We start from the raw sequence: 23,000 nt of genomic DNA, 5'->3' as shown, positions 1-23,000 counted from the left end.
CCCGGTCAGGAGGCCTGCTTCAGCTTGAACGTCCAGACGCCCTTGGCCGCCTTCTCGCCCTCCCGGATGGAGACCGTGTTGGTGGTGCCCTGGGTGCCGTACTGCATGTTGAAGAACACGCTGCCCGGAATGGTGCGGTAGGTGTTCTTGCTGTAGTCGGTCAGCTGCCGGCCGTTCACCAGGACCGTCCAGCCGGTGTCCGCGATCTCGGGGTCGACACCCAGGCGGACCGTCTCGTCCTGGCCCAGCTCGATCGTCTTGACGTCGGACTTGTCCGTGGTGCACTTCTCCAGCGACTTGCTGTCGAGGGCCTTGCCGTCGTTGTAGCAGACGGCCTCGGCGCTGACCGAGTTCGAACCGACGGTGATCGTCGACATCGGCGTCGGCTTGTCGCAAGCCGACAGAACGAGCAGTCCGGCGGAAACGGCGCCGGCGGCGGCGACGGCGCGGCGGCGTCGCACAACGGATTGCAGCGTGGTCATGGCCGAAGGCTATCGGTCGCATAAGGATCACCGCCCGGGTGGGGTACGAGCCGTGGCGTGGGTTACGCCACTCGCGTGCGCGACCTCCCGCCCCGCCGTGCCGAGCGGAGCAGCCCGCGCACGCTCGTCACCCAGCCGACGGCCAGCACACCGGCGCCGACCGCCAGGCCGAGCGAGCCGTTCAGCGGCATCGCGATACCGATCGCCCCGCCCAGCACCCACGACATCTGCAACAGCGTCTCCGAGCGGGCGAACGCCGACGTGCGCACCTGCTCCGGCACGTCCCGCTGGATCAGCGCGTCCAGCGACAGCTTGGCCAGCGCCTGCGCGAACCCGGCGACCGCGGCGAGAGCGGCCACCAGGAACGCGCTGAAGAACACCGCCGCGGTGATCGCCACACCCAGCTCCACCGCGACCACCGTGACGATGATGATCTCCGGCGCGCGGGCCCTCAGCGCCGCACCCACCGCCGTACCGCAGGCGTTCCCGACGCCCGCAGCGACGGCCACCATGCCCAGCGACACCGCCGCGCTCTGCCCGCTCATCGGATGCTCGCGCAGCAGGAACGCCAGGAAGAAGATCAGGAACCCGGCCAGACAGCGGATCGCGGCGTTCACGGTCAGGCCGTGGGTCACGGCGATGCCGACCGTCCGCAGCCCCGGCCGCTTGACCGGCTTGCGGTGCGGGCCGTGCAGATGGTCCGCGTCCGCCGCGAGCAGCGCGGTGTCCTCGCCCTTCGCCGAGTCGACCTTCGGCGGGAGCGAGAAGGAGAGGATCGTTCCGGCGACGAAGATCACAAAAGCGCCGTAGAGCGGCCAGCGCGGGCCCAGCGCCTGGAGGCCCGCCCCCACCGGAGCGGCCACACCGGTGGCCAGCAGCCCGCCGAGGGTGACCCGGGAGTTCGCCTTCACCAGGGAGAACTGCGGCGGCAGCAGCCGCGGCACGACCGCGCTGCGCACCACGCCGTACGCCTTCGACGCGACCAGCACCCCCAGCGCGGCCGGGTACAGCTGGATACTGCCGGAGATCACCGCGCCCGACAGCACCAGCGCCAGCAGTGCCCGCGCCAGCATCGCGCACGCCATCGCGGCCCGGCGGCCGTGCGGGACCCGGTCCAGCAGCGGGCCGATCACCGGGGCGAGAAGCGTGAACGGCGCCATCGTGATCGCCAGGTACAGGGCGACCCGGCCGCGCGCCTCGTCGGTGGGCACCGAGAAGAACACCGTGGACGCCAGCGCGACGGTGATCATGACGTCGCCGGCGCCGTTCACCGCGTGCAGCTCGATCAGCTTGCCCAGCCCCGACTCGCCCGCCCCGTGCGCGTGCGTCGCCTTCCGGATACCGCGCGCGGTCCCCGTGAACGGAAAATGCAGGGCACGCCCCAGCGCACGCAGCGGGCCGCCCTTCCGGCCCGTTCCGCTGCGTCGGCTCGTCACTGCCACTCCGTCATAGTGCCCTGATATCGGTGCGAGTAGCGGCCATACGGCACGGATGGCGGCGCAACGGAGGCCGGGGGAGGGGGTTGGAGAGGGGTGGGGGAGGGGGGCGGAGCGGGAGGCGGAGAGGAGCCAGAAGGAGCGGCGGTGTAGGCCCAGCGCACGCGAGCAGGTAGCGTGCGTAGCGCGCCGTGGCGAACGTTCTCGGCCGCGCGCCTCACCGGCATCCCTCAGAATGGATGACGTAGGTGCGCCCGAGAGCGACAGGACACGGACGTCGACGCGGCCCCCAGGTCCGCTCCGTCCGTCGCCCCCACCGCCTGAAGGCAAGGCGCACCCGTAAGACGGCGTAGGAGAGAAGCGATACCTGTGAGCGCAGCGACAACGCGAAGCCGCACCCCCGACCGCCTGTGCGCCGAGGCCGTCGACCTCGCCAGGGCCGCCGCCGAGGAGGCGGCCGCGCCCGGCGTGGTCGGCGAGCACGCCGGGCTGGTCTCCGAGGGGGACCGCGTTGTCACGCACTTCTTCGAGTGCAAGGAGCTGGGCTACCGGGGCTGGCGCTGGGCCGTGACCGTGGCCCGCGCCTCCCGCGCGAAGATCGTCACCGTCGACGAGGCGGTACTGCTCCCCGGCCCCGACGCGCTGCTCGCCCCCGAATGGGTGCCGTGGAGCGAACGCCTGCGCCCCGGCGACATGGGCCCCGGCGACCTCCTCCCCACCGACGCGGAGGACCTGCGCCTGGAACCCGGCTTCTCCGGCGAGGAGGAGCCCCCGCCGAACTCCGCCGTCTCCGCGGACATGGCCGAGCTGGCGGAGGCCGAGGACGCGGAGGTGACCGCCGGCACCCCGGCCCACCTCCCGCAGGCCCCGTCCCGCGGCTCCATCGCGGCGGTCGCCGAGGAACTCGGCATGCGCCGCGCCCGCGTCCTCTCCCGCTACGGCCTCCACGTCGCCGCCGACCGCTGGGAAGAGGGCTACGGCCCGAAGACCCCCATGGCCCAGGCGGCCCCCGCGTCCTGCGTCAGCTGCGGCTTCCTCGTCCCCATCGGAGGCTCCCTCGGCCAGGCCTTCGGCGTCTGCGCCAACGAGTTCTCCCCGGCCGACGGCCGAGTGGTCTCCCTCTCCTACGGCTGCGGCGGCCACTCCGAAGCAGCGATCATGCCGAAGCCCCCGAGGCCGGCCCCGCCGGTCATCGACGAAACCCGAGTCGACCCGTTCCCCCTGCGCCCGGCCCGCGACTCGGGCTCGGTACCGGAGATGTCGGACGAGGAGACGGCGGAGCTGGGTCACTCGTAACGGTGGCGGTGATTGCTGCCGGGCGGGGGTTGGATGTGGCTGTTGGGGCCGCCCGCTTCTTGGTCAGTGTCGTGCTTCCGCGCCCCGAGTAAAGGGCGCTACGCCTGCGGCTCCGCGTCGGCTCCGCCGATGGGCCTGCGGCCCACCCTTGACTCGGGCCGCTCCAGCCCGGGGATGAAGCGAGCGGGCGGCCCGGAGAGACGGGGGCCCAGGGAGATGCCGTGCGTGTTGGCTGGGATGCGGGCCGGGGTCGGGGGCGCGTCAGCGCCGCAGGGGCACACCGGGTGGGCTGAGCGGCCACCGGTGGGTGGGGGCTGGGGGTGCGCGTCAGCGCCTCGCCGGCACGCCGGGTCGGCCTAGCGGCTGTCCGCCGGTGGGGGGCGGCAGGGCCCGGCGGAGCGGGGCGGGGCAGGGCAGGGGTCAATCGGTACCTTTGGGCCACCCTGCCAGGGCCACCCCCTGCTGATACCGAAGGCCGCGCTCCTCACCCGGTGTCCCAAAGCTTCCAACACCACCAACGAACCACCACCGACCGCGCAGAAAACAAGGGGCCGACCAGCCCCCGCCCACCAGCCCCACCCACCAGCCCTGCCCACCAGCCGATAGCCGCTAAGCCGCTCCCGGCGTGCCCCCGCGGCGCTGACGCGCCCCACGCCCGCCGGTCAACCGGCCGGCCCACCGTGCCGGAGACCGGCAGAGGGCCACCGCCTCTCCGGGCCGCCCGCTCGCTTCTCACCCGTGCTGGAGCGAGCCGAGTCAAGGGTGGGCCAAAGGCCCATCGCCGAAGGCGACGCGGAACGCAGCGCAGCGGAGTGAAGCGCCCTTTACTCGGGGCGCGGAAGCACGACACTGACCAAGAAGCGGGCGGCCCCAACGGCAACTCATCGAGTGACCTCCGCGTAAACGGCCTGGGGCGTTCCCCGGCGTTCCCCGGCGTTCCCCGGCGTTCCCCGGCGTTCCCCGGCGTTCCCCGGCCGTTGCCGGCCCACGCGTCCCGGGGCCGGGCGCGGCCCTCGCTCGCGGTACCTTCGTCCTCTCGTCGAGGAGGAGAAGGCAACGTGAGCAAGTACGTGCGGCCGGCGGCCGAGGGGGCCGATCCGTTCGGGACGGGGCGGCTGCGGCGCGGGGTGTTGGACGCGTGGGCGACCAGTCCGGCGAGGTTCCGGGAGGACGCGAACGCCGAGGAGGATCTGGTTCTCGGCGGGTACCGGGACCGGCTCGTCGTCGAGCTGGCGCAGAACGCCGCCGATGCCGCCGCGCGCGCGAAGGTGCCCGGGCGGCTGCGGCTCACCCTCCGCGACGGCGTGCTGGTCGCCGCCAACACCGGGGCTCCGCTCGACGCGGCCGGTGTGGAGTCGCTGGCCACGTTGCGGGCTTCGGCGAAGCGGGAGACGCACGAGAGCGCGGTCGGGCGGTTCGGTGTCGGGTTCGCCGCCGTGCTGTCCGTGACCGACGAGCCCGCTGTCGTCGGGCGGTACGGCGGGGTGCGCTGGTCGCTCGCCGAGGCCCGGGATCTCGCCGCCGACGTGGCGCGGCACAGTCCGGGGCTGGGTGACGAGATCCGGCGGCGTGACGGGCATGTGCCGCTGCTGCGGTTGCCGTTCGCGGCGGAGGGGCGGGCTCCGGAGCCGTACGACACCGCCGTCATCCTGCCGTTGCGTGACACGCCCGCCGCCGATCTCGCCGAGCGGCTGCTGCACGCGGTCGACGACGCGCTGCTGCTGGCCCTGCCCGGGCTGGGGGAGGTCGTCGTCGAGATCGGGGACGACGCCCCGCGCACCCTGTTCCGCCGTACCGAGGGCGCCTTCACCGTCGTCGAGGACTCGCGGGACGGGGGCACCACCTGGCGGACCTCCTCCGCGCACGGGCCGCTCACGCCCGATCTGCTCGCCGACCGTCCCGTCGAGGAGCGGCTGCGGCCGTACTGGTCGGTGACCTGGGCCGTTCCCGTGGACCGGGAGAGCGGTGCGCCCGCGCGGCCCCGGACCAGTCCCGTCGTGCACGCGCCGACGCCCAGCGACGAGCCGCTCGGCGTGCCCGCGCTGCTCATCGCCTCCTTCCCGCTCGACACGACCCGGCGGCACGCCGCTTCCGGGCCGCTGACCGACTTCCTCGTGGAGCGGGCCGCCGACGCGTACGCCGAGCTGCTCGCCGACTGGCGGCCGGTGACCGCCGGGATCATCGATCTGGTGCCGGGGCCGCTGGGCAAGGGCGAGCTGGACGGGGCGTTGCGGCAGGCGATCATCGAGCGGTTGCCGCGTACGTCCTTCCTGCCGCCGGCCGTGCCGCCCGCCGACGGCGACAGTGAGTTGCCGGAGTCGTTGCGGCCCCGGGACGCCGAGGTCGTCGAGGGGGCCGGTGCCGACACGGTGCGGGTGCTCGCCGAGGTGCTGCCGACGCTGCTGCCGGCGGGGCTGGAGCGGCGGGCGGAGCTGCGGACGCTGGGTGTGGCCCGGGTGTCGCTGACCGACGCCGTGGACCGGCTGGCGGGGCTGGAGAAGGAGGCCGGCTGGTGGTGGCGGCTGTACGACAGTCTTGCCGGGGTCGACCCGGACCGGTTGTCCGGGCTTCCCGTGCCGCTGGCCGACGGGCGGACGACGATCGGGCCGCGCCGGGTGCTGCTGCCGACCGCCGACTCCGCGGGGATCGAGGCCGACGTCCTCGCCCGGCTCGGGCTGAAGGTCGCGCATCCGGACGCCACCCATCCGCTGCTGGAGAAGCTGGGTGCCCTCCCGGCGACCCCGCGTGCCGTGCTGACCACGCCGCAGGTGCGGGCCGCCGTCGCCGGCTCTCTCGACGACGAGGGCGGCGGCGCCTGGGAGGAGGACTCCCTGGACGCCGAGGAGCTGGCGGACGTCGTGCTCACCCTGGTCCGGGACGCGGGTCTGGAGCCGGGGGACGAGCCCTGGCTGGGCGCTCTCGCGCTGCCGGACGAGGAGGGGGAGCCGGCCCCGGCCGGTGAGCTGGTGTTCCCGGGCAGCCCGTTCGCGCGGGTCATGCGGGAGGGCGAACTCGCCCACGTGGACGCCGAGCTGGCCGAGCGGTTCGGTGAGGCCCCGCTCGCCGCGTGCGGTGTCCTGGTGAACTTCGCGCTGGTGCGGGCCACGGACGTCGTCCTCGACCCGGACGAGCTGGAGCCCCGCGAGGGCGACTACGCCGAGCCCGACGATCCCGGGCTGCTGGACGCCGTGGACGTGTGGTGCGAGGACATCCTGGACCGCTTCCCGGACACGCCGGTGCCGCCGGTCGCGACCGAGCTGGTCGCCGTACGGGATCTGGACCTGGTCGACGACGACAAGTGGCCGCAGGCCCTGGCCCTGCTCGCGCAGCCGCCGCTGCGGGACGCGCTCACCCAGCCGGTGCGGATGCTGCTGCCCGACGGCACCCATGAGGTGGTACGGCCGTACACGGCGTGGTGGCTGCGCGGGCACCCGGTGCTCGACGGGCGCCGGCCCGCCGGTCTGCTTGCCGCCGGCGGTGATTCGCTGCTGCGGGGACTGTACGAGGAGGCCGACGCGACCGGCTTCGACGACGAGCAGGTGCTGCGGGCGCTCGGGGTGCGCACCTCCGTGGCCGCCCTGCTGGACGAGCCCGGCGGCGCGGCTGAGCTGCTGGACCGGCTCGCCGACCCGGAACGGCACGTCGGCGCCGCCCAACTGCACGGCCTGTACGGGGCGTTGGCCGACCTCGACCCCGAGCAGGTCACCCTGCCCGACGAGGTGCGGGCCGTCGTGGACGGGCGGGTGGAGGTGGTGGACGCGGCCGACGCGGTCGTCGTCGACTCGCCCGACCTGCTGCCGTTCACCGGCGGGGTGCCGCTGCTGCCGGTCCGGCCGAGCCGGGCCGCCGAGCTGGCCGAACTGTTCCAGGTGCGGCGGCTGAGCGAGTCCGTCACCGGGGAGGTGACGAGCGAGGGCACCGAGCACGACGTACCGGAGTCGGTGCGGGTGCTGCTCGGCGCGCGGACGCCCGGCTCGTACGTCGAGCACGAGGAGCTGGTCGTCGACGGCGTGGAGATCGACTGGCGTCTCACGGACGACGGCGTCCTGCACGCAGCCACCCTGGAGGGCGTGGCCGCCGGGCTCGCCTGGGCGGCCGGGCAGTGGCCGCGCCGCTTCGAGGTCGCGGCACTGCTGGAGGACCCGTCGCGGACGGAGGAGCTGGCGCGGGACCGCTGGTTCGACTGAGCCGGTACCGGGGCTCGGGTACGGCCGGCGAGGACTTGCAAATTTCTCGCACAAATTTCTCACCGGCCGTACAACCATTCGCATGCGTCGCGGATCTGATCACCTGAGTCAACAGGCTCAGTGATCGATCGGGCCCCACAGCACCTCACGCGCCACGCGGCACGACAGGCGGCAGGGGCCCCTTTCTCTCCACGGGGAAGACACATGCGCATGCGTGCCACCCTCGGCGTCCTGACGGGCGCCCTGGCACTTTCGGTCGTCGCCGTCCCGGCCGCCCAGGCCGACACGCGGGACGGCGGGTACGGCGACACCACGATCACCAAGGTCGTCGTCGACGGCGACAACAAGGCGTCCGTGGGCATCTCCGCCGCCAAGACCATCAAGGTCAGCGTGACCGCCAAGGACGACTCGGGCATCGCGGGCGCCGAAGAGTTCACGCTCGAAGGCCCCGGCTACGGCTTCCTCATCACGGACAAGCCGACATGCACGGAGGTCAGCTCCACCACCTCCACCTGCACCGCCTCCGTGGTGGTCGACCCGAAGGTGGACTACCTCAGCAACGCCAGCGCCGGCACCTGGTACGTCGACGCGTGGATCGACGCCAACGACGGCGACTACATCTGGAAGGAGAAGGCCGGGTCCTTCAACTTCCAGCGCGCCTCCAAGCTGACGGTCAACGCCTCGCCGGAGCCGGTGAAGAAGGGCGCCACCCTCACCGTCACGGGCAAGCTGACCCGGGCCAACTGGGAGTCCCTGAAGTACGCCGGTTACAGCGGCCAGTCGGTGAAGCTGCAGTACCGCAAGAACGGCACCAGCACGTACACCACGCTGAAGACCATCAAGACGAACTCCTACGGCGACCTGAAGACCACGGTCACGGCGTCGGCCGACGGCTACTACCGCTACAGCTTCGCCGGCACCACGACCACCCCTGCAGTCAACGCCACCGGCGACTTCGTCGACGTGAAGTGATGTGAGGAAACACATGCGTATGCGCACCACCGTGGCCGCCGTCTCCGGCGCCCTCGTCCTCGCCGCCGCCGTCGCGCCGGCCGCTCACGCCACCGGCGGCGCCGACCGCGCCGAGCGGGTCGCGACCGCGCTGGCCGCCCACGAGGCCGCCTCCGCGCAGGCGACGAAGACCCCGTTCACCGCCCTGGACGGCGACCCCTACGCGCTGGACCTCACGTTCTCCGGCGTGAAGATCAACAGCGGCAAGCCGATCAAGGTCGGCACCACCAACAAGGTCACCGTGCCGGTCACCTTCAAGGTGACGCACTCCGCCGACATCGACGTGAACGCGGCCGACTTCGAGATGGACGTGTTCATCTACCGCGGCTCGCTCGACAACCCGGTCAACGTCCTGATCGGCGACGACTACCCGGTCTGCACCGAGACGTCCGCGACGACCGACTCGTGCAAGGGCACCGTCGACATCTACCCGGCCTACGGCGACCTGATCAACGCGGACGCCACCAGCTGGAAGGCCGTCGGCTTCGCCATCGACTGGAACGACCAGATCAACGAGGAAGAGCCGGACTGGAGCAAGGTCGGCTACACCGAGGCCGACAACCTGGCCACCACCCGCCTCCAGCGCTACTCCAAGCTGACGGTCAACGCCTCCCCGGAGCCGGTGAAGAAGGGCGCCACCCTCACCGTCACCGGCAAGCTCTCCCGGGCCAACTGGGAGGACAACAAGTACCACGGCTACACCAACCAGTCGGTGAAGCTGCAGTTCCGCAAGAACGGCACCAGCACCTACACCACGGTCAAGACCATCAAGTCGAACTCCACCGGCGACCTGAAGACCACGGTCACGGCCTCGGTCGACGGCTACTACCGCTACAGCTTCGCGGGCACCACGACCACCCCGGCCGTCAGCGCCGCGGGTGACTTCGTCGACGTGAAGTAAGCACCCCGCAGCACCCGCACGGCCCCGGAATCCATCCGGGGCCGTACTTTTTCGGCACTTTTTCGGCCGTCGTACGACCGCCGGGCAACCCGGCGCCCTCCACCGCCATCTGATCACGTGAGTCATGACTCGACTCCACGATCATTCACTTGGGGAACGCATGCGCATACGAGCCACCGTGGCCGCCGTCACCGGCGCCCTGGCCCTCTCCGCTCTCGCCGTCCCGGCCGCGCAGGCCGCCGGCGGGTCCGCCCAGGACAGCGACTACCGCGCCGACGCCGCGAAGATCGCCCGGGCCGGATCCGACCGCGCCCCGGGACAGCCGTACGACCTCGACGTGACCTTCTCCAACTTCAAGGTCGCCAAGGCCATCAAGGTCGGCACCACCAACCAGGTCTCCACCACGGTCACCTACACGCTGACCCACGGTGCGGACGTCGACATCAAGGCCGACGACTTCGTCACCGGCCCCTACCTCTACCGCGGCAGCTTCGACGCCCCGTCCGCCGTCCCGCTGATGGGCAACAACCCGGCCAAGTGCACCGCCACCTCGGCGACCGCCGCCACCTGCACCGGCAAGGTCGACATCTACCCGGCCCAGGACGACCTGCTCAACTCCGACGCGGGCACCTGGAAGGGCGCGGCCCTGGCCATCGCGTACAACGGCCAGGACCCGGACGGCTTCGACTTCGACATCACCAAGGTCGGTTACGCCGACCAGGGCAGCCTCGGCACCACGCTGGTGCAGCGCAACTCCCAGCTGACCGTGAACGCCTCCCCGGAGCCGGTGAAGAAGGGTGCCACCCTCACCGTCACGGGCAAGCTGTCGCGGGCGAACTGGGAGACCCACAAGTACGCCGGGTACACCAACCAGTCGGTGAAGCTGCAGTTCCGTAAGAAGGACTCCAGCACCTACACCGACGTGAAGACCATCACGACGGACTCCACGGGCAACCTGAAGACCACGGTCAAGGCCTCGGTCGACGGCTACTACCGCTACAGCTTCGCGGGCACCACGACCACCCCGGCCGTCAACGCCGCGGGTGACTTCGTCGACGTGCAGTAGGCCCCGGGCCACGCCCTACGCGGGAAAGCGGCGGTCGACCCATCTCCACAGGAACTCCAGGGCGGCCGCCGCTCCCGCCGCCACGGCCACGGCGATCCACGGCATCGTCACGCCGACCAGCTTCAGCGCGAAGAACTCCTGGAGCCACGGCACCACCAGCACCACCAGGAACCCCGCGCCCATCGCCGCGACCAGCGTGATCCGCCACCAGGTGTAGGGGCGGGCGATGATCGCCAGCACCCACATCGAGATCAGGAACAGCGTCAGCGTGGCGGCGCTGGTCTCCGCGTCCAGCGCGCCCGGCCCCGTGTAGTACCGGCGGGCGATCAGATAAGTCGCGAACGTCGCCAGCGCGGCGAGCGTCCCGCCCGGGATCGCGTACCGCATCACACGCCGCACGAAGTTGGGTCTCGCCCGCTCCTTGTTGGGCGCGAGGGCCAGGAAGAAGGCCGGGACGCCGATCGTCAGGGTGGAGAGCAGCGTGAGGTGGCGGGGCAGAAACGGGTACTCCACCTGCCAGCAGACCACCAGGATCGCCAGCAGCACCGAGTAGACCGTCTTCACCAGGAACAGGGTCGCCACGCGCGTGATGTTGCCGATCACCCGGCGACCCTCAGCGACCACCGACGGCAGGGTGGCGAAGCTGTTGTCCAGCAGCACGATCTGCGCCACCGCCCGGGTCGCCTCCGAACCGGTGCCCATCGCCACGCCGATGTCGGCGTCCTTCAGCGCGAGCACGTCGTTCACGCCGTCGCCGGTCATGGCGACCGTGTGCCCGTGGGACTGCATCGCCCCGACCATGTCCCGCTTCTGCTGCGGGGTGACCCGCCCGAACACCGTGCCCTCGTCGAGGGCGGTCGCCATGCCGTCCCGGTCGGAGGGCAGCCGACGCGCGTCCACCACGGTGCCGCTCAGCCCCAGCTTGCCCGCCACCGCGCCCACGGACACCGCGTTGTCGCCGGAGATCACCTTGGCGCGGACGTTCTGCTCGGCGAAGTAGCGCAGGGTGTCGGCGGCATCGGGCCGCAGCCGCTGCTCCAGGACGACGAGGGCGGCGGGCTTGGCTCCCCGGGTGACGTCGGGGGCGTCCAGGTCGCCGGCGGCGCGGGCCAGCAGCAGCACGCGCAGGCCCCGCTCGTTCAGCCGCTCGGTCTCGCCGAGGGCCGGGTCGTCGTCGGACAGCAGCACGTCGGGGGCGCCCAGCAGCCAGGTGCTGGTCTCGCCGTCGCCCTCGCTGAAGGCGGCGCCGCTGTACTGGCGGGCGGAGGAGAACGGCAGGGACTCGATGCAGCGCCAGTCCTCGGCGTCCGGGCAGGCGTCGATGATGGCCTTGAGCGAGGCGTTGGGGCGCGGGTCGGACTCGCCGAGCGCGCCGAGGACCTGCCGTATGTACGGCTCCTCGTGGCCGTTCAGCGACCGCAGCTCGGTGACGTCCATGCCGCCCTCGGTGAGGGTGCCGGTCTTGTCCAGGCAGACGGTGTCGACGCGGGCCAGGCCCTCGATGGCGGGCAGCTCCTGGACCAGGCACTGCTTGCGGCCGAGCCGGATCACACCGATCGCGAAGGCGACCGAGGTGAGCAGCACCAGGCCTTCCGGGACCATGGGGACGATGCCGCCGACGGTGCGGGCGAGGGAGTCCTTGAAGGCGGTCTCCTTCACCACGAGCTGGCTGATGACGAGGCCGATCGCGGTCGGGATCATCATCCACGTCACGTACTTGAGGATCGTGGAGATGCCGGAGCGCAGCTCGGAGTGGACGAGGGTGAACCGGGAGGCCTCCTCGGCGAGCTGCGCGGCGTACGCCTCCCGGCCCACCTTGGTGGCCTGGAACGCGCCGCCGCCCGCGACCACGAAGCTGCCGGACATGACCGGGTCGCCGGGGCGCTTGACGACCGGGTCGGCCTCGCCGGTCAGCAGTGACTCGTCGATCTCCAGGCCGTCGGCCTCGACGCACACCCCGTCGACGACGACCTTGTCGCCGGGCCCGATCTCCAGGAGGTCGTCCAGCACGATCTCGGAGGTGCCGACCTCGGCGGCGATCCCGTCGCGCCGCACGGTGGGCCGTACCTCACCGATCAGGGCGAGCGAGTCGAGGGTCTTCTTGGCCCGCCACTCCTGGACGATGCCGATCCCGGTGTTGGCGAGGATGACGAAGCCGAACAGGCTGTCCTGGATCGGCGCGACGAAGAGCATGATCACCCAGAGCACGCCGATGATCGCGTTGAACCGGGTGAACACGTTCGCCCGGACGATGTCGGCCATCGACCGGCTGCTGCGCACCGGCACGTCGTTGACCTGCCCACGCGCCACCCGCTCGGTGACCTCCGCGGCCGTCAGCCCGCCCGCCGACGTGGGCGCGGGGCGCGCGGAGCGGAGGTGGGCACCCGCGTCGATGTGCGTCATGCATTCGACGTTACGTGCGGATTTGGCCCTTCACCCGCCGAATGCGTGGTCCTCCCGTGCCGCCCGCTTGATGGCGGCGTCCCGCTTGCGGACGTACCAGATGCCGATCAGGCCGAGGCCGCCGCCGGCCAGGCAGGTCCACAGCCACCAGGTGTGGCCGTGGTCGTCGAACCAGCCGTAGAAGGGGAGCTGGACCAGGAAGAGGACGAACCACAGGATCGTGCCGCCGGTGATGGTGGCGACCACGGGGCCCTCCAGGGGCTCCGGCGCCTCGTGCCTAGGGGTCCATTTCGCCATGCGAACAGTGTAGGAGCTGATCAGGTCTACGCGCGGAGATGGCGATCGTGGAAGTTATATGTTCATACTGAAACCGTTTGCCTTTGACCGCTTCTGTTCGTAGGAACTAACAAATGCCCACCTCGGCCCCCGCCAAGGTCCCCGCGCCCCAGCAGCCGGGCAAGGCGCCCGCGTACGGCGCCCTCGACCGCTACTTCAAGATCTCGGAGCGTGGCAGCACCCTGGCGCGCGAGGTCCGTGGTGGTCTCGCCACCTTCTTCGCGATGGCGTACATCATCGTGCTGAATCCGATCATTCTCGGCAGCGCGAAGGACATGTACGGCAACCAGCTGGACAACGGCCAGCTCGTCACCGCCACCGCTCTGACCGCCGCGTTCACCACCCTGCTGATGGGTGTCGTCGGCAACGTCCCGATCGCGCTCGCCGCCGGTCTCGGCGTCAACTCGGTGGTCGCCCTCCAGCTCGCCCCGCGGATGTCCTGGCCGGACGCCATGGGCATGGTGGTGCTGGCCGGCTTCGTGGTGATGCTGCTGGTCGCCACCGGTCTGCGGGAGCGCGTGATGAACGCGGTGCCGTTCGGCCTGCGCAAGGCCATCTCCATCGGTATCGGCCTGTTCATCATGCTGATCGGTCTGGTCGACTCCGGGTTCGTCTCCCGGATCCCGGACGCCGCCCAGACCACCGTCCCGCTCCAGCTCGGCGCCGACGGCCACCTCAACGGCTGGCCGGTGCTCGTCTTCATCCTCGGCACCCTGCTCACCCTCGCGCTGATCGTGCGCAAGGTGCCCGGCGCGATCCTGATCTCGATCGTCGCCATGACGGTCGTCGCGGTGGTCATCGAGGCCGTCGCCAAGGTGCCGTCCTGGGGCCTGACCACCCCGAAGTGGCCCGGCAACCCGGTCGCGACCCCCGACTTCGGCCTGGTCGGCCAGGTCAGCCTGTTCGGCGGGTTCGAGAAGGTCGGCGTGCTGACCGGCATCCTGTTCGTCTTCACCGTGCTGCTGTCGTGCTTCTTCGACGCGATGGGCACGATCATGGGCGTCAGCGACGAGGCCAAGCTGACCGACGCCCAGGGCCAGATGCCCGGCATCAACAAGGTCCTGTTCGTCGACGGCATCGCGGTCGCCGCGGGCGGCGCCAGCTCCTCCTCCGCCACCACCGCGTTCGTGGAGTCCACGGCCGGTGTCGGCGAGGGCGCGCGCACCGGCTTCGCCAATGTCGTCACCGGCGGTCTGTTCGCCGTGGCCCTGTTCCTCACGCCGGTCGCCACGATGGTCCCGTCCCAGGCGGCCACCCCGGCGCTGCTCGCGGTCGGCTTCCTGATCCTGGCGGGCTCCATCGGTCAGATCGACTGGACCGACTACACGATCGCCATCCCGGCCTTCGTGACGATGCTGATGATGCCGTTCACCTACTCGATCACCAACGGCATCGGTATGGGCTTCATCACCTTCGCGGTGCTGCGCCTGGCGGCCGGGCGGGGCCGGGAGGTCCCGGCGGCGATGTACGTGGTGTCGGCGGTGTTCGCCTTCTACTACCTGATGCCGGCTCTCGGCCTCACGTGACGGCCGGGGGTCAGGTGACCCCGTAGAACTTCTCGGTCTCCTCGACGGCGGCCTGGAAGCGCTCGTCGAAGTCATCCCGAATGAGCGTCCGGACGACATAGTCCTGGACGCTCATTCCTCTTTTCGCCGCGTGGTGGCGGAGCCGTTCGAGCAGCTCCCCGTCTATCCGCAGGCTGAGCACGCTGGTCCCCATGAACATGAGGGTCGGGGGCGCACCAGGGTGGTGCGTGACATTTCGCTTCCGGGCCACCCGTTCGGGTGACGGTGGGGTTTTCGTGGCGCGTGTCACGGGCATGCATGCGTGTCCCGACTGGTCCTTAGCGAGAGTAATGAGTTACGCTAAAGAACATGCCGGACCTTAGCCATGGCGACGACGTAGCCGCCGTGAACTCCCTGCGATCCGCCGTCATGCGGCTCTCCCGTCGGCTGAAGCACCAGCGGGTCGACGAGTCACTGAGCCCCACCGAGATGTCGGTGCTGGGTACCCTGTCCCTCTGCGGCAGGGCCACGCCGGGCGAACTCGCCCGCAAGGAGCACGTCCAGCCGCCGTCGATGACCCGCATCGTCGCGCTGCTGGAGGCCAAGGGACTGGTCCGGCTGGAGCCGCACCCCGAGGACCGGCGCCAGAAGGTGGTCACCCCGACCGAACAGGCCGAGGCGATGCTCGAGGAAAGCCGTAGAAAGCGGAACGCCTTCCTCGCCACCCTGGTGGAGGGCCTCGACGAGGACGAGTGGGCCAAGCTGCGCGCCGCCGCCCCCGTGCTGGAGAAGCTCGCGCACCTGTAGTCAGCAGCCGTCGCTTGGAGGAGGCGAACCCTTTTGAGTACGGGATCCGGAGCAGACTCCGCCCCCGCACCGACCACCCCCGACCCCGCATCCGCCCCTGAGGCCCCCCGTAAGGCCTCCATGTTCTCCTCCCTGAGGATCAGGAACTACCGCCTGTTCTTCATGGGCCAGGTCGTCTCCAACACCGGCACCTGGATGCAGCGCATCGCCCAGGACTGGCTGGTGCTCAGCCTCACCGGCTCCGCCACCGCCGTCGGCGTCACCACCGCGCTGCAGTTCCTGCCGATGCTGCTCTTCGGCCTGTACGGCGGCGTCCTCGTCGACCGCCTCCCCAAGCGGCCCACCCTGCTGGTCACCCAGACCTCGATGGCCCTCACCGGCATCGCGCTCGCCGCGCTCACCCTGACCGGCCAGGTCGAGGTGTGGCACGTGTACGTGGCCGCCTTCGCCGTCGGCCTCGCCACCGTCGTCGACAACCCGGCCCGGCAGTCCTTCGTCAGCGAGATGGTCGGCCCCGGCCAGCTGCAGAACGCGGTCAGCCTGAACTCCGCGAACTTCCAGTCCGCCCGCCTGATCGGCCCCGCCGTCGCGGGCATCCTGATCACCGGCGTCGGCACCGGCTGGGCGTTCCTGCTCAACGGCCTGTCCTTCGTGGCGCCCATCGCCGGGCTGCTGCTGATGCGCGCCCGCGAACTGCACGTCGTCGAACGCGCCCCGCGCGGCAAGGGCCAGCTCCGTGAAGGCCTGCGCTACGTCGCCGGGCGCCCCGAGCTGATCTGGCCGATCGTGCTGGTCGGGTTCGTCGGCACCTTCGCCTTCAACTTCCCCGTCTACCTCTCCGCCTTCGCCGACGACGTCTTCCACGCCGGAGCCGGCACCTACAGCCTCTTCAACACCCTGATGGCGGTCGGCTCCGTCACCGGCGCCCTGCTCGCCGCCCGGCGCGGCACGGCCCGGATGCGGGTGCTCAGCGCCGCCGCGCTGGTCTTCGGCACGGTCGAGATATTCGCCGCGGTGACGCCGCAGCTGTGGATGTTCGCGCTGCTGATGATCCCGCTCGGCGTCTTCGGCATGACCGTCAACGTCACCGCCAACACCGGCATCCAGATGGCCACCGACCCGGCCATGCGGGGCCGCGTGATGGCCTTCTACATGATGGTGTTCCTCGGCGGCTCCCCGGTCGGCGCCCCCATCGTCGGCTGGATCACCGACACCTACGGCGCCCGCGTCGGCCTCGCCGCCGGCGGCGCGATCGCCGCCCTGGCCGCCGTCACGATCGGCCTCGTCCTGGCCCGCACCGGCGGCCTGCGCCTCGCCCTCGGCTGGAGCCACGGCCACCCGACGGTCCGCTTCGTGCCGCGCGAGCGGCAGGAGGAGCTGGCCACGGCGGCGTGACCCGGCCGCGTCCGCCGCGTCCGCCGCGTCCTCCCGGGGGGCTCACACCCTCCGGGCGGGCACCGGCCCCGGCCGGCGATCCTCCGGGACGTTCGACGTGATGGCCGCCCCGATCCCTGCCAGGCTGGCGTCATGAGACTCTTCGCCGCCGTGCTGCCCCCCGACGACGTCGCCGACGACGTCGCCGCCCAGGTGGCCGCGTTGCGGAAGCTGCCCGGCGCGGACGGGCTGCGCTGGACCGGGCGCCCCGCCTGGCACTTCACCCTCGCGTTCTACGGCGAGGTCGACGACACCCTCGTCCCCGAGCTGTCCGCCCGCCTGGAACGTGCCGCACAGCGCACCGAGCCCTTCCGGCTGGCCCTGCGCGGCGGCGGCCAGTTCGGGCACGGGCGGGCGCTGTGGATCGGCGCCGAGGGCGATCTCACCACCATGCGGCTGCTCGCCGACCGCGCCGAGTCGGCGGCCCGCAAGGCCGGCGTCGCCATGGGGGAGCACCGCCGGTACAAGGCCCACCTCACGGTGGCCCGCAGCCGGACCTCGGTGGACGTACGGCCGTACGTCCACGCCCTGCACGCCTTCACCGGCCGCACCTGGACCGTGGCCGGCCTGACCCTGGTGCGCAGCAACCTGCCGCGCTCCGGGGTGCCGGGGGAACAGCCGCGTTACGAGGCGGTCGCCCGCTGGGCGCTCGGCGGGGCCGGTTAGGCTCGATGCGTGGACCCGAAAACCCGGAACCGGATCATGGCCGGTGCGCTCGTGCTGATGTTCGTTCTCGTCGCGGTGGCTTCGGCGCTGGGCGGTTAGGCCCTGTCGTTTGGATCATCCCGGCGTCGCGGGGTCTGGCACGCACATCTGCCGCGTTGTCGTCAGTCGCCGACGCGCCGCGCCGACTCCCTCCTCCGCCTTGCAGCTGCACGCACCAGACCCCGCTCGACTCGGCCAGGACGCACCGTCCCTCACAGCCGGGCTGACCCAAACGACAGAGCCTAGCGCCGGGGAACCGCGCGTCGCCTTCCGGCCGCGGGCCGGTGGTGGCTGTCGTGCCCGCGCGGCGGGGCCGCATATCGGATACAGCCCCGCCCCTGAGCCTCACGGCGTCACCAGGCGAAGGCCTCCGGAGACGGGCCCGGACCCGGGAAGATCTCCTCCAGTCCCGTCAGCACCTCGTCGCTCAGCTCCAGCTCGACCGCCCGCAGCGCCGACTCCAGCTGCGCCAGGGTGCGCGGGCCGACGATGGGGCCGGTCACGCCGGGGCGGGTGAGCAGCCAGGCCAGCGCGGCCTCGCCGGGCTCCAGACCGTGCTTGTCGAGCAGATCCTCGTACGACTGGAGCCGCGCCCGTGCGGCGGGGTCGGCGAGGGTGTCGGCGGCCCGCCCGGAGGCGCGGCGGCCGCCCTCGCCCTCCTTGCGGATCACCCCGCCGAGCAGACCGCCGTGCAGCGGCGACCACGGGATGACGCCGAGGCCGTAGTCCTGCGCGGCCGGGATGACCTCCATCTCGGCGCGCCGCTCGAACAGGTTGTACAGGCACTGCTCGCTGACCAGCCCGAGCATGCCGAGCCGGGCGGCGGTCTCGTTGGCCTGGGCGATCTTGTAGCCGGGGAAGTTGCTGGAACCGGCGTAGAGGATCTTGCCCTGCCGCACCAGGACGTCGACGGCCTGCCAGATCTCCTCGAACGGGGTGGCTCGGTCGATGTGGTGGAACTGGTAGACGTCGATGTAGTCGGTGCCCAGGCGCTTCAGGCTGGCGTCGACCGCGCGGCGGATGTTCACCGCGGAGAGCTTGTCGTGGTTGGGCCACACGGGGGCGCCGTCCAAGCCCATGTTGCCGTACACCTTGGTGGCCAGGACGACCTTGTCGCGCCGCGCGCCGCCCTTGGCGAACCAACTGCCGATGATGCTCTCGGTGCGGCCCTTGTTCTCGCCCCACCCGTACACGTTCGCCGTGTCGAAGAAGTTGATGCCGGCGTCCAGCGCCGCATCCATGATCGTGTGGCTGTCGGCCTCGTCGGTCTGCGGGCCGAAGTTCATCGTGCCGAGGACGAGGCGGCTGACCTTGAGTCCGGTACGTCCGAGCTGCGTGTACTTCATGACCACCAAGCCAACGGCTTGGAGTGCGCTCGAAGCAAGAGTGGGTCAGTCGCGGGGGAACTCGTCGGTCTTCAGCACCAGGTCGACGACGGTGCCGGTGAGGTCGAGGTCCTTGCCGAAGGGGACGATCGTCTCGACCTCGTAGTCGCCCTCCTTGGGGTCGGTGTAGAGGTGGCAGCGGCCCTGGTAGGGGTCGACGATCAGGTAGACGGGGACTTCGGCGGTGGCGTAGGCGGTTTTCTTGGGGCCGTAGTCGTTCTGGCCGGTGCCCCTTGAGATGACCTCGGCGACGAAGGTGACGTCCTCACAGCTCCAGTGGCCGTTTTCCGTCTTGGAGGACTCCTCGGCCATCAGCGTCACGTCGGTCGCAAAACCGTTCAGATGCCCCGGGTAGTCGATCCGCACATCGGATTTGATGCGCTTGCGCGGGTACTTGGTGCGCAGTTGCTCGACGATGTCCAGGATGATCTCCCAGTGGGTGTCCCGCTGCGGCGACATGTAGACGGTCCCCTCGACGATCTCGACCTTGTATCCCTCGGGGACGGGCATCTTCTCGAGCCGCTCGAACATCTCCGCGAGCGTCGTCGTGTTGTCGCTCTCGGCCATCGCGATCCTGTCTTCAAGGACGGTCATCGTGGCGCTCCTCCCCGACCGCTCCCCGAACGGGTGCAGCCGCGCAGTACAACGATACGAACGGCCGGCCGGTTACGGGACGTATTCCCCGCCGACCCCCCACCCCTGCCACATCGCCTCCGCGAACGCCTCCGCCAGCTTGTGCTCGCCGCTCGCGCTGGGATGGGTGCCGTCGTAGGTGTCGGTGTCGATGTCGTAGGACTCGGGGACGGAGGCCAGCAGGATCGGCGAGGCCGGTTCGTCCAGGTCGGCGACCGCCTTCGCCAGCAGCTCGTTGAAGCGGTCGACCTGCTCGGCGAACGGCGGATCCGCCTGCGCGCGCACATTGGGTATCACCGGCAGCAGCACCATCCGTATGCGCGGGTTGGCCGCGCGGGCCTCGGCGACGAAGGCGTGCACGTTCTCCGCGGTCTGCTCGGCGTTGGTGTAGAAGCCCAGGTCGATGAGGCCGAGGGAGACGAGGAGCACGTCCGCGCGGTGCTTGCGCACCGCTTCCCCGATCAGCGGCGCCATGTGCAGCCAGCCCTCGCCCCAGCCGGCGAGGTGGGCGCGGGGGAAGCCGGGGTCGGCGTAGGCGTACGACGTCGGCGCGTCGGCGGCCTTGTCGTACAGCGCCTCACGGGGCCCGACCAGCGTGAACGGGCCGCCGTACGTGGCGCACAGGTGCTGCCACATGCGGTGACGCCAAGTGTGTTCGCCCGCGCTGCCGATGGTCATGGAGTCGCCTACGGGCATGAACCTGAGCATCCGCTCATGATGGACGATCGGTGGGACGGGCGCAGTGCGAGGGCATGTGAGGCCCGCCACGCCCCGTGAACCACCGTCCGGGATGGCAGGCTTGGCCCATGCGCCGAACGTTCGTGCTCCTCGCCGCTGCCCTCCTCACGGGCGCGCTCGCCACGTCCCCCGCCTCCGCAGCCGACGACGAGGGGTTCACCATCAAGGACCCGCGCATCACGGAGTCCAGCGGCCTGGCCGCGTCCCGGCAGCACCCGGGCGTCTACTGGACCCACAACGACAGCGACGACGGCGCCTTCCTGTACGCCGTGGACGGGTCGACGGGGAAGACGGTGGCGACCCTCACCCTCACCGGAGTCGGCACCCCGCGTGACGTGGAGGCCGTCTCCATCGGCCCCGGCAACCGGATCTACGTCGGCGACATCGGCGACAACCTCGGCGGCAGCTGGCCGCACGTGTGGATCTACGAACTCCCCGAGCCGAAGACCCTGCGGGACGCGACCGTGCGGGCCACGCAGTACGTCGTCACCTACGAGGACGGCGCCCGGGACGCCGAGTCGCTGGTCGTGCACCCCCGCACCGGGCGCGTCTACATCGTCGACAAGAACGACGAGGGCAGCCACCTGTACGAGGGGCCCGCCGGACTCTCCGCATCCGGCGGCAACGTCTTCCGGCGCGTCGCCGCCGTCCCCGACCTGGAGGCCACCGACGCCGCGCTGTCCCCGGACGGCGAACAGCTCGTCGTGCGCAGCTACTTCGGGGCGATCGCGTACGACTGGAACGGCGGGAGGATCGAGAAGCGGGGACGGCTCAGCGTGCCGTTCCTGGGGCAGGGCGAGTCCGTCACCTACACCGCCGACGGGACGCGGCTGATGTACGGCGCCGAGGGCTCGGACAGCTCCGTCCGGCCCGGGGAGCTGCCCGAGGGCACCGCGCCGGAGCCGAAGAGCCCGTCGGACCAGGCCGGTTCGGCCGGTGGCGGCGGCGACGAGGACGGCTTCGAGCTCGGGAACGCCGGGAGGGGTGTCCTCGCCGTCGCCGTGGCCTGCGCCGCGCTGCTGGGGCTCCGGCGGCTGCGGCGCGGGAAGTGAGGGCTCAGCTCCAGTACGAGCGGATGTGCTCCTCCAGGGCGCGCGTGTACCGCGCCCGGTCCGGCTCACCCGCGGGCAGGGTCACCGGCGGGTAGCCGCCGGGGTGGACGTCGATCTCGTCGGGGCGGGTGATGAGGACCGTCTCCAGCTCCTGGGCGCCCCGGTTCCAGGACGCGGGGAAGTGGAAGTCGAGTTCCTGCCAGAAGGGGGCGGTGCGGCGGTCCTTCATACGGTCCGGCCAGGGCTGCGTGCCGAGCTTGACCTCGGACTCGTGGAAGCGGAAGCCCAGGTCCTCGTAGGCCTGGAAGACCAGCTCCTGGTGCGGCAGCGGGTGCACCTCGATCTCGTCGAAGTCGCCCCGGTCGACGGCGCTCTCGACGGCCAGTTCGGTGCGGACCGCGACGCGGCTGCCGGTCAGCCGGACGCCCCGCGCGTGGGTGAGGGGCATCTCCCAGGGCATGTCCAGCGTCACATGGCGGACGACGGTGCCGCCGGCCGGCAGTTTGAAGGGGCCGCCGGTCGCGTGGCTGACGACGTACGGGTTGTTCCAGGTGGTGGAGCCGTCCGGCTCCAGATCCTCGGCGCGGACGACGAGTTCGAGCCGCAGCCGCTCCACGTCCAGGTCCGCGCCGCCGCCGCGCACGGTGACCTCGCACCGCAGCGGGGTGCCGGGCCGGATCCGGGCGGTGGTGACGAGGGTGTCGACGGACGGCGCGTTGGCGCCGAGGGTGCGCAGGAACGTGCGAAGTGCCATGTGGTGGGGTCCCCTCCCTGAGCCGGCGGTTCACATGAGTGCCGGTCGTCAGGGAGCCTACGTGCCCGGCGCCGGGTCCTGCCGCCGCTGTGACACGAACACGTCGAGTCCGTCGAGGATCCGTCGCAAACCGAACTCGAAGTGGTCGAAGTCGGGGCTCCAGGCGTCCTCGGAGAGGTTGGCGAGGACGGGGTAGCGGTCGGTGGTCATGACCTTCTCCAGGACCGGCGTCTGCGCCTCGAAGAACTCGGCGGTGGTGAGGCCGGACCGCCGCTCGGCCTCCTCCTGGTACACCTGCGTACGCGCGGCCCCGACGACGTACGAGTCGATCATGATGATCGCCGAGACCAGCTCGGGGTCGCTCAGCCCCATCGGGCGGATGCGCTGGAGGACCTTCTCCATGCCGTCCATGGTGCCCGGGCCGAGGATCGGGCGGGTCTGGTTGACCTGGAGCAGCCAGGGGTGGCGCCGGTAGAGGGCGAGGGTGGCGCGGGCCATGGCCTCCAGGGCGGAGCGCCAGCCGCCGTCGCCGAGGGCGTCGGGGTCGTCGCCGGGGCGCTGGACGCGGTCCAGCATCAGGTCGAGCAGTTCGGCCTTGCCGGGGACGTAGCGGTACAGCGACATGGCGCCGGTGCCGAGTTCGGCGCCGACGCGGCGCATGGAGACCGCCTCCAGGCCCTCGGCGTCCGCGACCCGGACGGCGGCTTCCACGATCTGGTCGAGCGTGAGGGCGGGCTTGGGGCCCCGGCTGGGGCGCCGCCCGGTGTCCCACAGGAGTTCCAGGGTGCGGACGATGTCGCCGCTTCCGCTGGTGTCGGTCATGCCCTTGCCGCTCGTCATGGGCTCAGCTTATTCGGCCCGGCAAAAAA

Annotated in this window: 20 protein-coding genes; 10 read left to right on the top strand and 10 right to left on the bottom strand. The window is 71.3% G+C overall.

Going from position 1 to position 23,000, the window contains the following annotated elements; genetic code table 11:
• Positions 1-5: 5 nt before the first annotated feature.
• Together AMK31_RS18295 and AMK31_RS18290 are read right to left on the bottom strand one after the other, a co-directional pair.
• Positions 6-482 (bottom strand): DUF2771 domain-containing protein, encoded by a 477-nt coding sequence (locus AMK31_RS18295; protein WP_073941607.1) that lies wholly within the window; start codon positions 480-482, stop codon positions 6-8.
• A 62-nt stretch (positions 483-544) separates the two neighbouring features.
• Complete coding sequence (locus AMK31_RS18290; protein ID WP_073941606.1) at positions 545-1,924, bottom strand: MFS transporter; 1,380 nt, start codon at positions 1,922-1,924, stop codon at positions 545-547.
• Between the two features lie 363 nt (positions 1,925-2,287).
• On the opposite strand from AMK31_RS18290, the gene AMK31_RS18285 reads away from it, so the two are divergent.
• The 5 genes from AMK31_RS18285 (at position 2,288) to AMK31_RS18265 (ending at position 10,379) form a co-directional block, all read left to right on the top strand.
• Complete coding sequence (locus AMK31_RS18285; protein WP_073941605.1) at positions 2,288-3,214, top strand: DUF3027 domain-containing protein; 927 nt, start codon at positions 2,288-2,290, stop codon at positions 3,212-3,214.
• Positions 3,215-4,272: 1,058 nt separating this feature from the next.
• Entirely contained in the window at positions 4,273-7,401 is a 3,129-nt protein-coding gene (locus AMK31_RS18280; RefSeq protein ID WP_073941604.1) for a sacsin N-terminal ATP-binding-like domain-containing protein, read from the top strand.
• Between the two features lie 204 nt (positions 7,402-7,605).
• Entirely contained in the window at positions 7,606-8,373 is a 768-nt protein-coding gene (locus AMK31_RS18275) for a calcium-binding protein (RefSeq protein ID WP_073941603.1), read from the top strand.
• Between the two features lie 13 nt (positions 8,374-8,386).
• Entirely contained in the window at positions 8,387-9,313 is a 927-nt protein-coding gene (locus tag AMK31_RS18270) for a hypothetical protein (RefSeq protein ID WP_073941602.1), read from the top strand.
• Positions 9,314-9,473: 160 nt separating this feature from the next.
• On the top strand, positions 9,474-10,379 hold the full coding sequence (locus AMK31_RS18265; protein WP_073941601.1) for a hypothetical protein: 906 nt from the start codon (positions 9,474-9,476) through the stop codon (positions 10,377-10,379).
• A gap of 15 nt (positions 10,380-10,394) precedes the next feature.
• On the opposite strand, the gene AMK31_RS18260 is transcribed toward AMK31_RS18265, so the two are convergent.
• Positions 10,395-12,782, bottom strand: coding sequence for an HAD-IC family P-type ATPase (locus tag AMK31_RS18260; RefSeq protein WP_073941600.1), 2,388 nt, complete (start codon positions 12,780-12,782; stop codon positions 10,395-10,397).
• A 30-nt stretch (positions 12,783-12,812) separates the two neighbouring features.
• Complete coding sequence (locus AMK31_RS18255; protein WP_073941599.1) at positions 12,813-13,079, bottom strand: DUF2530 domain-containing protein; 267 nt, start codon at positions 13,077-13,079, stop codon at positions 12,813-12,815.
• Between the two features lie 113 nt (positions 13,080-13,192).
• Here AMK31_RS18255 and AMK31_RS18250 point away from each other — a divergent pair, with 113 nt between their 5' ends.
• A complete protein-coding gene (locus tag AMK31_RS18250) occupies positions 13,193-14,644 on the top strand; it encodes an NCS2 family permease (RefSeq protein ID WP_073941598.1) in 1,452 nt (483 codons plus the stop codon).
• A 10-nt stretch (positions 14,645-14,654) separates the two neighbouring features.
• Here AMK31_RS18250 and AMK31_RS18245 read toward each other — a convergent pair whose 3' ends face one another.
• Complete coding sequence (locus AMK31_RS18245) at positions 14,655-14,843, bottom strand: ribbon-helix-helix protein, CopG family (RefSeq protein WP_107468645.1); 189 nt, start codon at positions 14,841-14,843, stop codon at positions 14,655-14,657.
• Between the two features lie 149 nt (positions 14,844-14,992).
• On the opposite strand from AMK31_RS18245, the gene AMK31_RS18240 reads away from it, so the two are divergent.
• The 3 genes from AMK31_RS18240 (at position 14,993) to thpR (ending at position 17,530) form a co-directional block, all read left to right on the top strand.
• Positions 14,993-15,430, top strand: a complete 438-nt coding sequence (locus AMK31_RS18240) for a MarR family winged helix-turn-helix transcriptional regulator (RefSeq protein ID WP_073941597.1) — start codon at positions 14,993-14,995, stop codon at positions 15,428-15,430.
• Between the two features lie 33 nt (positions 15,431-15,463).
• Positions 15,464-16,825, top strand: coding sequence for an MFS transporter (locus AMK31_RS18235; RefSeq protein WP_073941596.1), 1,362 nt, complete (start codon positions 15,464-15,466; stop codon positions 16,823-16,825).
• Positions 16,826-16,957: 132 nt separating this feature from the next.
• A complete protein-coding gene (gene thpR / locus AMK31_RS18230; protein WP_073941595.1) occupies positions 16,958-17,530 on the top strand; it encodes an RNA 2',3'-cyclic phosphodiesterase in 573 nt (190 codons plus the stop codon).
• Between the two features lie 392 nt (positions 17,531-17,922).
• On the opposite strand, the gene AMK31_RS18220 is transcribed toward thpR, so the two are convergent.
• From AMK31_RS18220 to AMK31_RS18210, 3 genes are all read right to left on the bottom strand, one after another.
• A complete protein-coding gene (locus AMK31_RS18220; protein WP_073941594.1) occupies positions 17,923-18,915 on the bottom strand; it encodes an aldo/keto reductase in 993 nt (330 codons plus the stop codon).
• Positions 18,916-18,960: 45 nt separating this feature from the next.
• Positions 18,961-19,548 carry a Uma2 family endonuclease gene (locus tag AMK31_RS18215; RefSeq protein WP_073941593.1) on the bottom strand — a complete coding sequence of 196 codons (588 nt, stop codon included), beginning with the start codon at positions 19,546-19,548 and terminating at the stop codon, positions 18,961-18,963.
• A 72-nt stretch (positions 19,549-19,620) separates the two neighbouring features.
• Positions 19,621-20,295 (bottom strand): SGNH/GDSL hydrolase family protein, encoded by a 675-nt coding sequence (locus tag AMK31_RS18210; protein ID WP_073941592.1) that lies wholly within the window; start codon positions 20,293-20,295, stop codon positions 19,621-19,623.
• Positions 20,296-20,393: 98 nt separating this feature from the next.
• Here AMK31_RS18210 and AMK31_RS18205 point away from each other — a divergent pair, with 98 nt between their 5' ends.
• Positions 20,394-21,377: a hypothetical protein gene (locus AMK31_RS18205; RefSeq protein ID WP_073941591.1), complete on the top strand. Its 984-nt coding sequence runs from the start codon at positions 20,394-20,396 to the stop codon at positions 21,375-21,377.
• Between the two features lie 4 nt (positions 21,378-21,381).
• On the opposite strand, the gene AMK31_RS18200 is transcribed toward AMK31_RS18205, so the two are convergent.
• Together AMK31_RS18200 and AMK31_RS18195 are read right to left on the bottom strand one after the other, a co-directional pair.
• Positions 21,382-22,131: a sporulation protein gene (locus AMK31_RS18200; RefSeq protein ID WP_073941590.1), complete on the bottom strand. Its 750-nt coding sequence runs from the start codon at positions 22,129-22,131 to the stop codon at positions 21,382-21,384.
• A 57-nt stretch (positions 22,132-22,188) separates the two neighbouring features.
• On the bottom strand, positions 22,189-22,971 hold the full coding sequence (locus tag AMK31_RS18195; RefSeq protein ID WP_073941589.1) for a TetR/AcrR family transcriptional regulator: 783 nt from the start codon (positions 22,969-22,971) through the stop codon (positions 22,189-22,191).
• Positions 22,972-23,000 lie beyond the last annotated feature (29 nt).

This window comes from Streptomyces sp. TSRI0107 (assembly GCF_001905845.1).
Taxonomy (GTDB): domain Bacteria; phylum Actinomycetota; class Actinomycetes; order Streptomycetales; family Streptomycetaceae; genus Streptomyces.
The sequence above is the reverse complement of the archived record's forward strand: the minus strand, read 5'-3'. Positions and strand labels throughout refer to the sequence as shown.

What these genes read in the sequence shown, in the direction of transcription:
- AMK31_RS18245 (WP_107468645.1), bottom strand. Translation starts at nt 14,843, where the DNA reads ATGTTCATGGGGACCAGCGTGCTCAGCCTGCGGATAGACGGGGAGCTG.
- AMK31_RS18270 (WP_073941602.1), top strand. Translation starts at nt 8,387, where the DNA reads ATGCGTATGCGCACCACCGTGGCCGCCGTCTCCGGCGCCCTCGTCCTC.
- AMK31_RS18205 (WP_073941591.1), top strand. Translation starts at nt 20,394, where the DNA reads ATGCGCCGAACGTTCGTGCTCCTCGCCGCTGCCCTCCTCACGGGCGCG.
- AMK31_RS18220 (WP_073941594.1), bottom strand. Translation starts at nt 18,915, where the DNA reads ATGAAGTACACGCAGCTCGGACGTACCGGACTCAAGGTCAGCCGCCTC.
- AMK31_RS18210 (WP_073941592.1), bottom strand. Translation starts at nt 20,295, where the DNA reads ATGCTCAGGTTCATGCCCGTAGGCGACTCCATGACCATCGGCAGCGCG.
- thpR (WP_073941595.1), top strand. Translation starts at nt 16,958, where the DNA reads ATGAGACTCTTCGCCGCCGTGCTGCCCCCCGACGACGTCGCCGACGAC.
- AMK31_RS18250 (WP_073941598.1), top strand. Translation starts at nt 13,193, where the DNA reads ATGCCCACCTCGGCCCCCGCCAAGGTCCCCGCGCCCCAGCAGCCGGGC.
- AMK31_RS18240 (WP_073941597.1), top strand. Translation starts at nt 14,993, where the DNA reads ATGCCGGACCTTAGCCATGGCGACGACGTAGCCGCCGTGAACTCCCTG.
- AMK31_RS18195 (WP_073941589.1), bottom strand. Translation starts at nt 22,971, where the DNA reads ATGACGAGCGGCAAGGGCATGACCGACACCAGCGGAAGCGGCGACATC.
- AMK31_RS18215 (WP_073941593.1), bottom strand. Translation starts at nt 19,548, where the DNA reads ATGACCGTCCTTGAAGACAGGATCGCGATGGCCGAGAGCGACAACACG.
- AMK31_RS18200 (WP_073941590.1), bottom strand. Translation starts at nt 22,131, where the DNA reads ATGGCACTTCGCACGTTCCTGCGCACCCTCGGCGCCAACGCGCCGTCC.
- AMK31_RS18255 (WP_073941599.1), bottom strand. Translation starts at nt 13,079, where the DNA reads ATGGCGAAATGGACCCCTAGGCACGAGGCGCCGGAGCCCCTGGAGGGC.
- AMK31_RS18260 (WP_073941600.1), bottom strand. Translation starts at nt 12,782, where the DNA reads ATGACGCACATCGACGCGGGTGCCCACCTCCGCTCCGCGCGCCCCGCG.
- AMK31_RS18295 (WP_073941607.1), bottom strand. Translation starts at nt 482, where the DNA reads ATGACCACGCTGCAATCCGTTGTGCGACGCCGCCGCGCCGTCGCCGCC.
- AMK31_RS18275 (WP_073941603.1), top strand. Translation starts at nt 7,606, where the DNA reads ATGCGCATGCGTGCCACCCTCGGCGTCCTGACGGGCGCCCTGGCACTT.
- AMK31_RS18265 (WP_073941601.1), top strand. Translation starts at nt 9,474, where the DNA reads ATGCGCATACGAGCCACCGTGGCCGCCGTCACCGGCGCCCTGGCCCTC.